The following is a 15941-nucleotide window of genomic DNA, read 5'->3' on the forward strand; positions in this document are numbered from 1 at the left end:
AGATAAAATAATTATATGGTTAATGGAGAAGGGTAAATAATAAACAGATCAGTGGTATTTTATAAAATTTAAACGCGAGTATTTGTTGAGCGTATATGAGATTTGGTCTGCTGAACACAGAATTACCTTTACACTAGTGGTAGAATTGCAGCTTAGGGTAAGTCGAATTTTTCTATATCTAGGTTTGTGCTGTAAATGAAATGTATATCTTCAAGTGTTTTTGGGCGCTTTATTGGTAAAACTACGAAAATTAATATTACTGAAATCGGCTTATCTATTGATGTTGAAAACACCTTAAGCCAAATTAAATGGCAAGAACTTATAAAACCGCCAATGTTTCATATCAGCTTTTTTGGGCACATAATGACATTGCAAACAGCAGATAAAAGTTATGCTTATAGTATGCTTGCCTTCAATGCTAAACGCGAACATAAGAGCCAGTGTGAGAAACTTTGGGCGTTAGCCAACATTAAGCCAGTTAATGCCTTATTAACGACCATCAAAAAAATTATCACCACTCGCTATTTACGTCAGTCAAATATTGATGTTATTCAGTCATTAGTCAATCAAGAACTCAAACGTTGGTTTCCTTGGATTAACACCAGCAAAACACTGCCGATGGTTGCTAAGCAGCTGCAGCAGTTGTCGAATTACCATAACTGGCAAGAGCAAACTATAGACGATTGTCGTGAACGTTATATCAAGCAACAGCTTCAAGCCCACCAAGCCTTTTTTGATCGTGTCGAGTCTAATCCTTTAACGTTATGTCAACGGCGCGCCTGTATTATCGACAATGATAATAACTTGTTGTTAGCTGGCGCAGGAACAGGTAAAACCAGTGTGATGGTGGGACGAGCCGGTTATTTACTTAACAGCGAACAAGCGCAGCATAGTGACATTTTATTATTAGCTTATGGCCGAAAAGCGGCTGATGAAATGGACATAAGAATAAAAGAAAAATTATCGACTAATAAAATTAGTGCAACGACCTTTCATCGTTTAGGCCTTAATATTATTGCTCAAGTTGAGGGAAAAAAGCCTAGTTTATCGGTATTCGCCGAAGATGAAAAAGCAAAAGCTAAGTGGATCCAAAGGTGTTTTGAAACCTTGATTAATGAGCAAGCCCAATATCGTCAACTTATCATAGAGTATTTCAGTAAATACTATTACGTTGAACGTAATGATTCTGACTTTGAAAGCCTAGGTGAGTATTACCAATATTTAAACGATAATGATATTCGTAGTTTGAAAGGAGAGAAGGTTAAAAGTTTTGGTGAGCTTTATATTGCCAATTGGTTATTTAACCACGGAATAGAATACCAGTATGAAGCTAGCTACGTTCATGATGTAAAAACAATCGAGCACAGACAATACCAACCAGACTTTTTTCTACCTGAACTTAATGTTTATATTGAATATTACGGGGTAGATGAGAACGGGAATACAGCATCTTACATCAATAAAAGTGAATATCACACATCTATTCAGTGGAAACGAGACACCCATAAGAAATTTAACACTCATTGTCTTGAATTTACCTATGCTCAGCATAAAAAAGGGCAATTAATTAGCGCTTTAGAATCATTTTTTAATGCTCATCAAGTTAAATTTGAATTACTCCCTGATGAAGTGATACTCGAAAATTTAAAAGAAAGTGGGCGGATAACAACACTTGCCCAAATGTTTTGTCAGCTAGTAGGACTTTATAAAGCCGCGTGTTTAGACCATTCTTTAGAAAATAATGTGATCATCAATTCTTCTGATCCAAAACAGACCACGAAAGCATTAACGTTACTTAAACCGATTTTAATCGCTTATGATGAACACTTAACATCTCGCGCTGAAATTGATTTTGAAGATATGATTAATAAAGCATTAGGGTATGTGCAAGAGGGGAAATTTAATTCGCCATGGCGTTACATCATGGTCGATGAATTTCAAGATATATCAGAGCCAAGAGCACGGTTAGTTAAAGCCTTACGTGACAATAATAAAGCCTGTTCAGTTTTTGCTGTTGGTGATGATTGGCAGGCGATATATCGCTTTAGTGGCGCTGAAATTACCTTAACCACAGGGTTTGCCCATTACTTTGGCGTTACCACTCAATCAGCTTTAGACCAAACCTTTCGATTTAATAACCAAATAGGCAAGGTGGCAACAGTTTTTATTTGCCAAAATCCAGCACAAATTAAGAAAAAAATAAAATCGTTAAAACAAGTTAAAGCACCTGCAGTTTCATTACTTAAACGAGAGAATGGCGCATTAAACTCTTCAAAAAAAGGTATTGTTGATGAAATGGCCAATGGTGCAATCGATGATGTTTTAGCGGCTATTTCAGCTAAAGCGTGTAAGCCGGTAAGTGTTTATTTATTAGCGCGTTTTTGGTTTCAATTACCAGACAAAGTCGATCTAAATCGGTTAAATAATCAATATCCGCTATTAACTATTGAATCTCAATCTTTTCATGCTTCTAAAGGAAAGGAAGCCGATTATGTCATTATTCTTGGACTCAAAAAAGGTGCTCATGGTTTCCCTTCAGAAAAAGTAACGCCAGCATTACTCGACGCCTTACTCGCGAAAAAAGAAGCCTTTGCTTATGCCGAGGAACGACGATTATTTTATGTTGCCCTAACGAGGGCTAAAGATAGGGTTTATGTTATTGCCGATATGACTGAAGCAAGCTGTTTTGTTAAAGAGCTTGTTAGCGATCATAACATCGAACTTGATGAATTTGACAGCACAGCCAGTCAATCATTTATAGATGAGATCAACTGCTTGGTTTGTGAAACAGGCACCTTAAAGAAACGAACAGGGCGTTTTGGCGATTTTTATTCATGTTCACACTTTCCTCGCTGCGAGCATAAAGAGAAATCCTGTACTAGCTGCCAAAGTCCTATGACACGAAAACGTCACCCAGGTTTTAAGTTTTGTTTGAATGCCGCCTGTAAAAGCATCATACCGACGTGTGAAAAATGTCATGCTGAAATGGTGTTACGCTCAAGTAAAAGTGGTGAGTTTTGGGGATGTAGAAACTATAAAGGTAATGAACCAATGAGCTGTAAAAATGGCCTTGATACCGACAAAATAAAATGGCCAGAATTGGTGAGTTAACTAACGCGAAATAGTTATTAAATGGGATACAGATAAAGCCAATGAATTCTCTATTTAGTCAGCCATCATATTTTTAATAATGATAATAGCTGTTCATAGAGTCCAGTTTGATTCATTAAAATCCTTTTTAATTTAACACTTTATTAGTTCCAGGATATCTGAAAAGTTATACACCATTATAATTAGCGTGATGAAATACTGAAAAATTTTCATACTCCAGCCATTGTCATCACCTTTGTTTGTATAAGATGTAGCATTTACTATTCATCACAAAAATAGAGGTCAACAAACTTAATTATTAGTTAACTAGGTTGCTGACCTGTATTTTCACGTACAAAGACTAGTGTCAGAAAATTTCTAGCACGTCTTTAACATGAGATACGGGTATCAAGGTAATCCCTTTAGTTTCTAAACGTTTATTGTAATTACGTTTAGGTAATATGATGACTTTAAAGTCGTTACGAATCGCTTCTTTGACGCGCTCTTCACCTGAAGGTACAGGTCTTACACTGCCATCTAACCCTATTTCTCCAAAGGCAATAGTATTGACCGAAAACTTATGCTCTCTTGATGACGATATCATTGCGAGGATCAAAGGCAGATCTGAGCCAACATCTTTGGTTAAGTTAACACCTGACACCACGTTTACGTAAATATCATTACCGCCAATATTGACTCCCATACGACTTCTCAATATGGCTAACAGCATTTGCATGCGTTTATAATCAAAGCCAACACCACCTCTAATAGGATTTTCAGCTTGAGATTCGGTGACCAGCGATTGAATATTGATTAATAAAGTTCTTCCGGTATCGTTTGATGCATAGGCCATATTCCCACTCGATTCAGCACCATCTTTATCTAAAAAGATGGCCGATGGGTTTACAACATCTTGCATACCTTTGGCTGTCATGGCAAAAGTGGCTATTTCTGTGGTGTCACCAAAGCGGTTTTTAGAGGTTCTAAGCGTTCGGTATTTACTGTCAGCTTCTGGCTCTATTTTACACATACAATCGCCGATGTGCTCAAGTACTCTAGGCCCAGCCATATCTCCGGATTTAGAAACATGACAAACTAATATTACGGTAACGCCATGCTCTTTCGCTAGTCGGTTTAGCATAGCAGCGGATTCTTTGACTTGAGTAACACCGCCAGGAGAATTGGGCAGTGAACTAATAAATGCCGTCTGGATAGAATCAACAACAAGGAATTTATAACCATCGGTGACCATAACATTACAGATAAGCTCTACGTCACCGGAGTTCATTATGTCAATTTTAGAAATGTCGGCTTGTAGCCTTAAACCGCGGTCTCTTACTTGCCCTTTAGATTCTTCGCCTGAGGTATATAAAGATTTACCTATTTGACTTAAATGAGCACATGTTTTTAACAATAATGTACTTTTACCCGCACCAGGGTCACCCGCTACAAGAATAACAGAACCTTCAACGATACCACCGCCCAACACTCGATTGAATTCAGAGCTACCGGTGTCAAATCGAGTTAAGTCCATATCAGAGACTTCACTCAACTTATCTATCTTTGCATCTTCTTTAGAGTAACCTCGGTGAGCGTTTTTACTTGGTGTGCGCTGGGTTATTACCTTGGACTCTTTAAATTCTGTGATGCTGTTCCAAGCTGAACAACTTGAACATTGACCTAACCATCGAGGATGATTTTCACCACACTCGGTGCAAACATAAGTTGTTTTATCTTTTGCCATAATATTCTTAATAATTTATTTGTGGGGTTATTATATCGTGCTAGTCATACTAGTTTAACTAGCCAGTTACTTGAATCAATACAATTAATCGACTGACAAGTTTTGAGTATATTCATATCGCTCTCGCACATTTAACCATAAGCTCAGGTGAAGAAGCAAAAATATAGTCTATGTCCCATTGGGAGCCTTTTCAGACTAAGTTATAGCTATTTCATTAATGCTATTATATGGAATATGTATTGTCGTTAATAGATGATGAAACAACTTTAATTTAACATAAGTTATTTCATTTATTGGTGAAAAATCTGCTTGTTGATTTCAAATGAAAAATATTATTAAAGTTGATTTTTATTATTTGCAATTAATATATCGCGCGTAGACAAACACTAAAAAAGAGTATTTTAGCCTTGCTTTAGATCATGTTATACCTATAAAGCGTTTGATTTTATTAATTTTATAGGTATTATCACAATCATATAACAATGGAAGTACGAGTTCAAAAAATGGAATTACTTGCTAGTCATTTAAGATCAAAACTCCCCTTTATTATTGGTATTACTGGTCATAGAGACATACTGACTAATAATGCAGACACAGTAAATGACAATAGCGCGGAACTTAAATCTACCATTCGTGCAACGCTACTTCACTGGCATCACCAGCTAAACTCAGTAGCTAAACCTAATAAAACTTCTGTTAACGAAAGGCAAATAGTCACGCCAATTTGGCTTATGTCTGGTCTAGCAGAAGGAGCAGATTTATTATCTATTGAAGTGGCATTAGATTTACAAGCTGAATTAGGTTGTGAGGCGATAAAAATTATTGGCTGTTTACCTATGCCGCTGATAAATTTTGAACAAGACTTTCAACCCAATAGTAATAGTTACTTCCAGCTTAAAAAAATGGTTTTAGCCCTCCAGAAAAATGGTAATGAATTACTCGAAATTAAACACTCGTTGGTTGATAGTGACTATCAAATCGCGATTGATGATCTAGATTATGGCGATCTCAGGAATAGCCTGTACCTTAATCAGGGATTATTTATTGCAAAATATGCCAATGTGTTAGTTGCTTTATGGGATGGATGTGATGCAAATGGATGTGGCGGTACCGCTGATATTGTTAAATATAAACTGGGTATGGAAGTTCATTGGCCTGATAATACTGAAAATCTATCATTAAAAGCCGTTTCTGAATTTGATGGTCAAATTGCGGGCCTTGTTCATCACCTTTTTGTCAAAAGAGTTAGTGTAACTAATAATATATCTCCGTTATTATTAACGGATCTCCCCCAGAGTGACGCATTAGCGCATTTAACACCCGAAGTGGGCGAGCTCTATGCATATAGCTATGCTGGAAATGAAAACGCATTGACCGACTTTATCTCTACAGAGTTTATTCAGTTATTATCTGAGCTACGATTTTATAATAGTTATAGCGCATCAGAGTCGATTGACGTTGCTAATACCTTTACTGCCCCTGACGTCGATAATGGCCTTTCAATTTCAAACCCTATTTTTACGCTAGCCGATGATCTTGCCTTAATTGGACAGCAAAAATATCGAAAACTTATTAAATTGTTTTTTTGGTTTGCCATTGCCGGATTTACTTGTTATGAATTAGCGGGTAATTTAGTTAATTCAGAAGAGGGAAGTTGGGTCATTTTAGTGACCTTATTGTCTATTATCGCTTGTTGGCGAGTTATTCGTTACGCCGGTAAAAATGAATTGAAATGGAAGTATCAGCTTAGTCGAGGTGTCGCAGAAGCCATGCGTATTAGGGGGTTTTTAAACTTGTCTAATATCCCGCCATCGGGAGAGCCTATTATTCCAAGACGTTATCGGAGCCACTTACCATTATTTAATCATGCTATTGCTATAACCGAAATCGATTGGTGGCGTTCATCCGCTGATAAAAACCTCGATGAGATTCGAGATACTTGGATAGGTGAACAGCGAAGCTTTCTTCAAAGCCGATTACAACTAGGTGCTAAAAATTTAGTTGAGCTTCTTTATAAACGACCACTTTATGCGGCATTGCTATGCTCATCGTTCTCAAAGAAGTGCTTTATTCTAGCGATTGGTCTTGGCGCGATTCTTTTATGCTCTATGTTAGCTCAGCAGATATTCAATTTTTCTACCTTAAATGATGCTAATAACATGCTGATGATGATTGTGCAGTATAGCCTTATGGTAGGCGGTGTTGTCGCATTGTGGAGTGAATTATTTGGTTATGAAAGCACTGCCAGTGGCTACAGCAGTATGGAAGAACTTTACGCTCGAGCTCAATCTTTATTAAAAGGAGATATGACATCAGCAAAAGAATTAATGCTATTAGCCCTAGCGAGAGAGGCTATGTTTGAACATGTTAACTGGTCAAGTTCAGAATCGAATAACGATATTAAAAATCGTAACTAATTAACTAACTAACTAATAAAGAATAAAATAGGATATTAATTCAATGGCCAATAGTTACCAGCGCTATAAAACCCTTACGGATAAAGAGCTAGAAACAGAAGAAGTTAGACGATTAGACTTGGGTATCTATGAGATAGAGTGGGGCTTAGACAATAGCTTTAATTGGGTTTGTAAAGAACAAGATGAAAAGCAAACCATTGCTCGCCACAATGAACGTATCATAGGTACCATGGCGCTAATAAATATAGAGTATAAAGATCATTTTTTGACTGTTGATTTAGAGCATGCTATTCAAATTTCGAGCAACAAAGATGGTCGATTAGTTAAAAGGCTTAATGGTCATACGGGTAAAGTTATTGGTTTAATTGAACTTCCTAATGGTAACTTACTGTCTGTCAGCTTAGATGGAACGATTAAGCATTGGGACATGAGAAGTTATAAATGTATTGCAACCATTGAGGCTGATGTTAGCTGCTTAGATGATGTTGATTTTGCTAATGCGAAAACACTTATTATTAAGAATAAGTTGGACACAAAAATCTGGCGATTAACGGGTAAATTACTCGCTGAATTAACGGGGTTTACTAAAACTGTAGAGTACATCAAGTGGTTTAAATCAGACACTTGGATTGTCAAACCTGAAAATGAAAATCCAAGTCAATGGTCCGCTAAGGGTGAACTGATTCATCAGTATAAATTCTCTTTTTCTCCTCGTACCGATGTACTTGAATTAGATAATCTTCAACTGTTAATTAAAGATACTCATAATATACTTCAGTTGTGGTCTAAAGATGGGGAATTGTTAGAGAAACATGTTAAAGATGTTGGTATTACTGATTACTTCGATAAGTTAGTGACCGCAAGTAAGGAAAGCGAGAATTGGATTGAATCACATGCCAGTACTGATGATTATCCACTAACATGTAATAGTTTTGAATTTGGAGACTTCCACTTAAAAAGTGGTAAAAAAGAGATTGAAAACCAAGAATTGTTGTTCAAAAAAAGTAGCGGTAATCGCATCATTTGGGATTTCTTTTACCGGCCAATAGAAAGAAATATAAAAACGGCATTAAAAGAAAATATTGATTTGGCGCGTCAAGCTGAAGAAGAGTTAACACTACAAAAATCTAAAACCGAAAAAAGCATAGAAAAACATCGTAGTAAGCGAAAATTTGCTAAATTTACAGCTTTATTTTTCTTTTTTCTCGCCATTACTCTCGGCGGAATTGGTGTGGTAGCACTGTTTTTAACTGATAACTTTGACATGCTTGTCAAATCAATCAGTCCAATAGTAGATAAAATGCTTGAGTCCAAGAACACACTTAAACATATCAAGCTACTAGATTTACAAATTATATTTGCTACAGGTACAGGGGCGTTACTGTTCATTTCCTTGCTCTGGTTTATTCGCAATCGACGTCAGAAAAGTAAGCAGTTTAAAAACGTGGGTAACCTTTCGCTTATTGAAGTGATGTTAACAACCTACGGTAATTTGATTGAAACAATTAAGACACACCGCTCTGAGATACTCAATAATTTACCTAGTCATCAAGATAATGAGTTATTTAGCGGTGTTAAAATAAATAAACTTATTGAACAAAAAATCGAAAATGAAATTCAGCAAGCGGCCATGCAAGAGTGTAATATCGATCAGTCAGATATTACTTATCAACGAAGTGATGGTCAAAAAAGTGAGTCGATTGTTCTGCAAGATTGGTCGTATATCCAAGAAAATAGTCATCCTCGACTTAATAAGCAAAATGAACAAGCGGTTCGTTTTGATAGCAATGGGCAATTAGTTTGTGCGGTAAGATCAATACAATATATTTTCTTAACTAAAGAAAAAGTTGATGTTTTCTCCACCTACTATGATTTTATTGCTGATAAATACATTGGCCGTGAGTCAAACTCTTTTTACTACAAAGATGTCAGCAATGTCACACGTAAAGACGTTCATCGTAATCGCTTTGGCCAAGAATTAACGGGAAGTGAAATTACACTTTCAGTCACTAGTGGGGCAAAAATCAGTCTAACACTGATGAATGATGAGAGTATTAGAGAGTTTTCTGAAACCTTAGCTGAAAATGACGCACATAGTATCGAGCAAGACACCGCAGGTGGAATTGCTGCTGTTAAAGAACGACTTGCAGTTGAATCAGAAGAGTTAACCGTATACTACAAAGCAGAAATCGCTCGTGCTAAAGAAGCAAACAAGAGCGAGTTAGTGAAATTGTTAGATATCACTCAGCAAAAATTAATGAGTTATATCGAAGAACAATGTGATATTGCCAAGAACTATGATCCAGGTGACTCAATAGCAAAGTCTCAATCTAAAGATAGTTTAGTTGATTTAGCTTATAAGAATATCCGTACACAAATAGAAAGCCATAAAAGATCTGAAGCCGTCTTAAGTTAATTTATTACAACACATGAAGTTAACCGCATCGGAACATTTTAAAAATTTAAATACGGAAAATTAAAGATGAGAAACATATTTTTAAGTTACAGCACCAAAGATTCAGACGCAGCAACCAAGATTGTAGAAGGCTTAAAAGCAGCAGGTCATAAAGTTTGGTTTGCACCCAATAAAATTTTAGGTGGCGAGAATTATGCTGAAAATATTGAAGAGGGTATCGAGCAGTGCGAGCTTTTTGTATTATTAGCTTCAAAGCATTCTATTGGCAATAAGTTATTAAAGGTCGCAGCTTCAGAAGAAGTTAGTAACGAAATACAACTCGCTAAAAAACATGGCTTAAAACAAATACCTTTAAAGTTAGATGACAGTATAGTTTCAGGGGCTGCAGGTGGAAACAATTATCACTTTATTCGTAAGCAATGGATCGATGTTATTGTCTCATTAGAATCTGGTGACTTTGCTCCAATTGTAGAGCAAATCATAGCAACAGCGGATAACATTGAAACTAAAAGTTTGGATATGCAGTACATAGAAAAAGCGGAAATCGATTTGATTATCGGTGACTTTGAGCAATCTGTTCGAGCATTGGGTGAATACAGCTTTTTAGATAAATATGTTCCGCGAGTAGATTTTATAAGGTTAATTTCAAACTTATTACGTAAAGGTATAAAAAACCTTAATATTAGTGAAGCAGACGACTTCACTTCTGAATTTCAACGATTACGTAATACCCATATGGCATCTTCTGCAGCATATATGCTGGCGATATTGAAACTATATTGTTATCAACCAAAGGGGTTTAAAAATAATATTGAAGACTTCGCTACTTTAAAAAATTCAGTGAAGTCATGCAAACCAATAGATGTTAAATATCGATTTGTCGCAGATAAATTGTTACCAGCAGATAGTCAGTTTGCCGTTGAATGGTTAATATAGTTACTTTCATATCAAAAGATGAGCAACATGAGCCTAATTGTTCTTAAATAACAAATAGGCTCAGTTAATAATAATTTGCAAGGTCACATTACTGCATTACATTTTAGTTTTACTTTAAAATTTTATGTATAGCTTCACATAAATTTACTGCGACATAGGCTTCAAAATTTTCCGCTGGATCAAATGATCGTTCATGGGTGATATTAATAGAGGCTAAATGCTTGATTAATATTTTGAGTTTTTCTTCTTTTGATTCTGCAGATTCATTTAAGGTATCGCTGATAGAAAATAGTTGTTCCCAAAGGTTATTATTCATCGAAAGGTCTCTCACACACTGATGCCGTAAATAAAGTTATCGGCAGAAAAAATTAGCTTTTAAGCTACAAATTGTGGAGGCGACTTTAAATGAAATAGATAAAAACGTCTACTCTTGTATTAATGATATTTATATTAATAATTAAAGGCTTAAGGTTAACTATTATTGCTAGTTTATTGTGCTGATAAGATAGCGATTAATTTTTTTAATCCTTTACCTTTGTTGGTTATTTTCCATGCCATAAATAAGTCTTGCAGTGGGCGCTCTTCTGCTAATTTAATAACTACCAGCTGGCCTGATTCAATATGATGTTGGATGAGGTTTTTGGGTAAGTATCCGATGCCAATCCCTGCAATAATCGCTTCAATTTTTATCGCAATCGAGCTGACAAAGAAATGTTGACTGCCCTGGATAATATTAACTGACCAGGGGATCTCATGTTGGGCTGAGTCATGAACGACGACATTCCTATATTTTGATAAGTGTGCTGATTCAAGCGGCCCTTTAAGAAAGGCTAATTGATGTACTTTGTTAACCACTAAAACATTTTCAGACATTGCAATTTTTATTGCCCTAATACCTTTTTGATTGGGCACAGGTGAAGGAGCGCCAATAACTAAGTCGACCTTATCTTCAATTAATGCCTCCCACGTGCCGTTCATTACTTCTTCTCGCACATCAATTTCAATATTTTGATGGGCGATTAAAAATGCTTCTATGCCTTTAAAAATAGTTTTTATATCAATAATGGAATCGCAAGCAATACGGATCTTGGGTTCCCAGCCATTAGCAATTGTTTGAGTTTGTTCTGAAAGGGTATTAATGGCCGTTAGTACTTTACGGCCCTCTGATAATAAATGCTTGCCTGCTGGCGTTAGCACGGCGCGACGGCCTTGTCGTTGAAAGAGTGTCACGTTTAACTGTTCTTCTAGCTTTTGAACGATATAAGAAAGCGCTGAAGGAACTTTATTCAATTGTTCTGCTGCGGCCGCATAAGTGCCACGCGTTTCAATAGCATCTAATACAAGTAATGCTTCAATACTAATAGGTGGCGTTTTCATGGCTATTATCCAGATATTTAATTGTTCAAATTATTTGAACATAACAAACAAATAATAGGGGTTATTCGATATCAACTCAACCTTTACAATAGCTACATATTAAATTATTAGTCATTAAAGAGTATTAAAATGTCATTTATAAATACCATCAATAGTATCACTAAAACTGAACAATCTTTATCAAGCTTACCGCTACGATTAATTGCCGGGTTAATTTTTACCGCTCATGGTGCGCAAAAGTTATTTGCTTGGTTTGGTGGTTATGGATTAGAGGGAACCGGACAGTGGATGCAATCTATAGGGCTTGAGCCGGGTTTCTTTATGGCATTAATGGCGGGTAGTGCTGAGTTTTTTGGCGGGATATTATTATTGATTGGTTTTCTCACTAGACCTGTCAGTTTTGTCTTGGCTATTACCATGATAGTGGCCATCTTTAGTGTTCATATCAGTAATGGCCTGTTTATGAGTAATAACGGTTATGAGTTTGCTTTATCGTTATTAGCGATAACGCTTGCGCTATTTGTGCAAGGTGGCGGAAAACACTCTATTGATCGTCTCGTATACCGAAAGCTAATTAAAAATACTTAATATGTAAAATAGCTAAATCACCTGCCAGTAAAAGTAATAATGGCTAAATCAATAAATTTAAGGAGTTTGTTATGGGATTAATCGTTAACGGTAAATGGGTCGACCAATGGTATGACACCAATAAAAGTAAAGGGCAGTTTGTTCGTCAAGATAGCCGCTTTAGAAGTCAAATTTCATCAGATGTTAATAGTCAATTTAAACCAGAAGCGGGCCGCTACCATTTATATGTTTCGTTGGCGTGCCCTTGGGCACACAGAACACTAATATTTAGAAAGTTAAAACAACTTGAAACAATTATTTCGGTGAGTGTTGTTGAAGCTAAAATGATGGAAAATGGTTGGACGTTTGGTGATAAGGGAGATCCACTTTATCACTTAGATTATGCCTACCAATTATATTTAAAAGCAGATCCTAGCTATGAAGGACGCGTGACAGTCCCTATTTTATGGGATAAAAAAACTCAGACGATTGTTAATAATGAATCCATTGAAATCAGTAGAATGTTTAATTCAGCATTCAACGAGTTAACAGGTAATGTTGATGATTACTATCCTGTTGAGCAACGAGAAGCCATAGAAACGGTAAATACGCGTATTTATGACACTATTAATAATGGTGTTTATAAAGCAGGTTTTGCGACGACACAAGCGGCTTATAATGACGCATACCACAGCTTATTTGACAGCTTAGATTGGCTAGACGTACTCTTATCAAAACAGCGGTATTTAGTGGCTGACAAAATAACCGAAGCGGATTGGCGCTTGTTCACCACACTGATCCGTTTTGATGCGGTATATCATGGGCACTTTAAGTGTAATCGCCAAAAAATCAGCGAATTTCATCATATTAAGAACTATGTTAATGAACTTTATCAAGTACCTGGCATTAAAGAGACGGTTGACTTGGAATACACTAAGACTCATTACTACGCGAGTCATTTAACGATTAATCCAACAGGTATTGTCCCTTTAGGCGCCGCGGAACACTTTGATGCGCCACATGACCGTAATCGTCAATACTAAGGGTTAATAGGTTAAAGGTTTGACTGGTAAATAAAGCTAGATAAATAAATACTGAGGAAATTTGATGATAAAACATTATCTTTATAAAAGCTTAGGTAGCGCTAACCATGGCTGGCTTAAATCTAAACATCATTTTAGCTTTGCTAATTATTACAATCCAAGCCGGATGGGGTTTGGAAAGTTACGTGTTGTTAATGATGATTGGGTTGAACAGGGCATGGGCTTTCCTTCGCACCCACACCGTAATATGGAAATTATCAGTTTTATTCGTTCAGGTGCGCTCACTCATCAAGACAGTACCGGCAATAAAGGCACAACGAAAGCGGGTGAAGTTCAAGTGATGAGTGCAGGTACAGGTCTTGTGCATTCAGAATATAATCGCACTAAAAATCCATTAACTTTTTATCAAATTTGGATTGAAACTAATAAAATCGATGTGGCACCTCGCTGGGAAAGTAAGAAATTTCCTACCGAGCACCTATCAGCGCTGACATTGTTAGTATCAGGCTACCCAGCAGATAAAAATAAGGCGCTGTTTATTAACCAAGAAACGCGCATATACGGGGGGAAATTAGCGAAAGGAACCGTTATTGAGCATAACATTGACCATCAAGCTTATATATTAGCTTCAGCAGGTATGTTTAAAGTAGAGGATAGCTCAAAAATTATCACCATGAACGCAGGAGATGGCGCTGAAGTCACTCAGTCAACGACAATTTTACTCAGGGCGTTAATTGACTGTGAAGTGATTATTATCGACACGATTAATTAGCTAAATCAAGTAATGTAAACCACGAACGTTCTCTTAAAATCGTATATTCTGAACATTTTAAGCGCTGGCGTTCGTGTCTAGCATTAGCTCTTTTATTATCTAGCAATATTTCATTACTAAAGTAGACCTAATGTATAACGCGTTGCTGCTTGTCCCAACGACTTCCTTGCCAATGAGTAATCGTTCCACAAGCTTGGCAAGTGTCGCAATGCCATTCAATTAGCCCTAAGGTTATTGATTTAGCTTTAATTTCTCCAGTACACGAGAGTTGTTTAGCACGAGTATTACATTTTAAGTTAACGTGAACGAGCGGTTGCTCAATATTTTCAGAAAGGGCTAATACAATTTTACTCAGAAAAACAAAAACTACTTTTGCTTGGTCAGTAAGTTCGAGTACGTTGCCCTCGTCGTCAATAAAATGTCTAAAATCTGCTGCTAACGTCATCGGTTTTTCCATAGAATACTCATGCCGCTAAGATATAGTAGTTAACGCTATTGGTACAACACTTCTCAGTAAATATAACATCAGTAATTAATTTAGGTAGCTTGAATGTTATAAATATTAAGTATAAAATTAGTGCTGTTTTAGATATGTGTATTTTCGTTATATATTCAGGCCCGAGTCTCCATCGGGTTTTTTTGTGCCTTAAAATACATAGACGAAAAGCAATAATGGCAAGACTGCCCCTGCAGTAATTTATTAATAGCCCAAGCTTTGTACAATAAGCAATAAGGCCAATAAAGGAAATTCACCATGAAAAAAATAATCACCACCGCATCTGCGATATTATTGCTACAAGCCTGTACAACATTTGATCCCTACACAGGTGAAAGTAAAACCAGTAAAACAGCTATAGGCGCAACTGCAGGCGCAAGCTTAGCAGCAGTCATTGCCTTTATAGACAATAAAGACAAAGACAGCAGAACACGTAACAAACGTATTTTAGCAGCAGCATCAGGTGGCGCCGCAATCGGCGGCGGTATTGGCTACTATATGGACACTCAAGAAGCTAAATTGCGTAAGCAATTGCGCGATAGTGGCGTGAGTATTGTGCGTGACGGCGACAAAATTAACCTTGTTATGCCAGGCAACATTACTTTTGCTTCGAACAGCTCAAACATTAACAGCAATTTTACTAGCGTATTAGATTCTGTTTCTTTGGTGCTTGAAGAATATAACCAAACCATTATTGTTGTTTCTGGTCACACTGACTCTAGTGGCTCTGCCCAGCATAACCAGAAATTGTCTGAAGACCGAGCTGGCTCAGTTGCTAATTATCTTCGTGGACAAAAAATCCTTAGTGATCGTTTAGAAACTGTTGGCTTTGGCGAAACACAACCGGCAGTAACGAACAAAACAGCTGCAGGTCGCGAGCTTAACCGCCGTGTTGAAATAACTTTGTTACCGATAGAACAGTCATAAAGCGTCAATAAAATAAAGCCATTATCACAGCGTTATATGCATTGATAATGGCTTATTGCTTAAGACGCTTGGCGTTAAAAGGGCGATACCATTAACATGACTTTATTAGTGCTACCCATCAACATTTCAAATCAATATCTACAATCAACATTTCAA

Annotated in this window: 12 protein-coding genes; 8 read left to right on the forward strand and 4 right to left on the reverse strand. The window is 36.7% G+C overall.

Features of this window, described 5'->3' with window-relative positions; genetic code table 11:
• The first annotated feature begins 195 nt into the window (after positions 1–195).
• Entirely contained in the window at positions 196–3111 is a 2916-nt protein-coding gene (locus tag H4J62_RS19485) for a UvrD-helicase domain-containing protein (protein ID WP_182216411.1), read from the forward strand.
• 346 nt (positions 3112–3457) lie between these two features.
• Here H4J62_RS19485 and radA read toward each other — a convergent pair whose 3' ends face one another.
• Positions 3458–4834 carry a DNA repair protein RadA gene (gene radA, locus H4J62_RS19490; RefSeq protein WP_182216413.1) on the reverse strand — a complete coding sequence of 459 codons (1377 nt, stop codon included), beginning with the start codon at positions 4832–4834 and terminating at the stop codon, positions 3458–3460.
• Between the two features lie 503 nt (positions 4835–5337).
• Here radA and H4J62_RS19495 point away from each other — a divergent pair.
• The 3 genes from H4J62_RS19495 to H4J62_RS19505 all read left to right on the forward strand — a co-directional run bounded on the left by H4J62_RS19495 (position 5338) and on the right by H4J62_RS19505 (position 10603).
• Positions 5338–7251 carry a hypothetical protein gene (locus H4J62_RS19495; protein ID WP_182231370.1) on the forward strand — a complete coding sequence of 638 codons (1914 nt, stop codon included), beginning with the start codon at positions 5338–5340 and terminating at the stop codon, positions 7249–7251.
• A gap of 43 nt (positions 7252–7294) precedes the next feature.
• The gene (locus H4J62_RS19500) at positions 7295–9667 is read left to right on the forward strand and encodes a hypothetical protein (protein ID WP_182231100.1); all 2373 of its coding nucleotides are present in this window, start codon (positions 7295–7297) and stop codon (positions 9665–9667) included.
• Positions 9668–9733: 66 nt separating this feature from the next.
• The gene (locus H4J62_RS19505) at positions 9734–10603 is read left to right on the forward strand and encodes a toll/interleukin-1 receptor domain-containing protein (RefSeq protein WP_182216419.1); all 870 of its coding nucleotides are present in this window, start codon (positions 9734–9736) and stop codon (positions 10601–10603) included.
• Between the two features lie 109 nt (positions 10604–10712).
• Here H4J62_RS19505 and H4J62_RS19510 read toward each other — a convergent pair whose 3' ends face one another.
• Both H4J62_RS19510 and H4J62_RS19515 read right to left on the reverse strand, forming a co-directional pair.
• Entirely contained in the window at positions 10713–10919 is a 207-nt protein-coding gene (locus H4J62_RS19510; protein ID WP_182216421.1) for a hypothetical protein, read from the reverse strand.
• A 173-nt stretch (positions 10920–11092) separates the two neighbouring features.
• Positions 11093–11980 carry a LysR substrate-binding domain-containing protein gene (locus tag H4J62_RS19515; RefSeq protein ID WP_182216423.1) on the reverse strand — a complete coding sequence of 296 codons (888 nt, stop codon included), beginning with the start codon at positions 11978–11980 and terminating at the stop codon, positions 11093–11095.
• Positions 11981–12109: 129 nt separating this feature from the next.
• Here H4J62_RS19515 and H4J62_RS19520 point away from each other — a divergent pair, with 129 nt between their 5' ends.
• The 3 genes from H4J62_RS19520 to H4J62_RS19530 all read left to right on the forward strand — a co-directional run bounded on the left by H4J62_RS19520 (position 12110) and on the right by H4J62_RS19530 (position 14362).
• Complete coding sequence (locus H4J62_RS19520; RefSeq protein ID WP_182216424.1) at positions 12110–12568, forward strand: DoxX family protein; 459 nt, start codon at positions 12110–12112, stop codon at positions 12566–12568.
• 71 nt (positions 12569–12639) lie between these two features.
• A complete protein-coding gene (locus H4J62_RS19525) occupies positions 12640–13590 on the forward strand; it encodes a glutathione S-transferase family protein (protein WP_182216426.1) in 951 nt (316 codons plus the stop codon).
• Positions 13591–13654: 64 nt separating this feature from the next.
• The gene (locus tag H4J62_RS19530) at positions 13655–14362 is read left to right on the forward strand and encodes a pirin-like bicupin family protein (protein ID WP_182216428.1); all 708 of its coding nucleotides are present in this window, start codon (positions 13655–13657) and stop codon (positions 14360–14362) included.
• A gap of 127 nt (positions 14363–14489) precedes the next feature.
• Here H4J62_RS19530 and H4J62_RS19535 read toward each other — a convergent pair whose 3' ends face one another.
• The gene (locus tag H4J62_RS19535; protein ID WP_182216429.1) at positions 14490–14807 is read right to left on the reverse strand and encodes a hypothetical protein; all 318 of its coding nucleotides are present in this window, start codon (positions 14805–14807) and stop codon (positions 14490–14492) included.
• Between the two features lie 309 nt (positions 14808–15116).
• Here H4J62_RS19535 and H4J62_RS19540 point away from each other — a divergent pair, with 309 nt between their 5' ends.
• Entirely contained in the window at positions 15117–15785 is a 669-nt protein-coding gene (locus tag H4J62_RS19540) for an OmpA family protein (protein WP_070376549.1), read from the forward strand.
• Positions 15786–15941: the final 156 nt, after the last annotated feature.

The organism is Colwellia sp. BRX8-5 (assembly GCF_014077325.1).
Taxonomy (GTDB): domain Bacteria; phylum Pseudomonadota; class Gammaproteobacteria; order Enterobacterales; family Alteromonadaceae; genus Colwellia_A.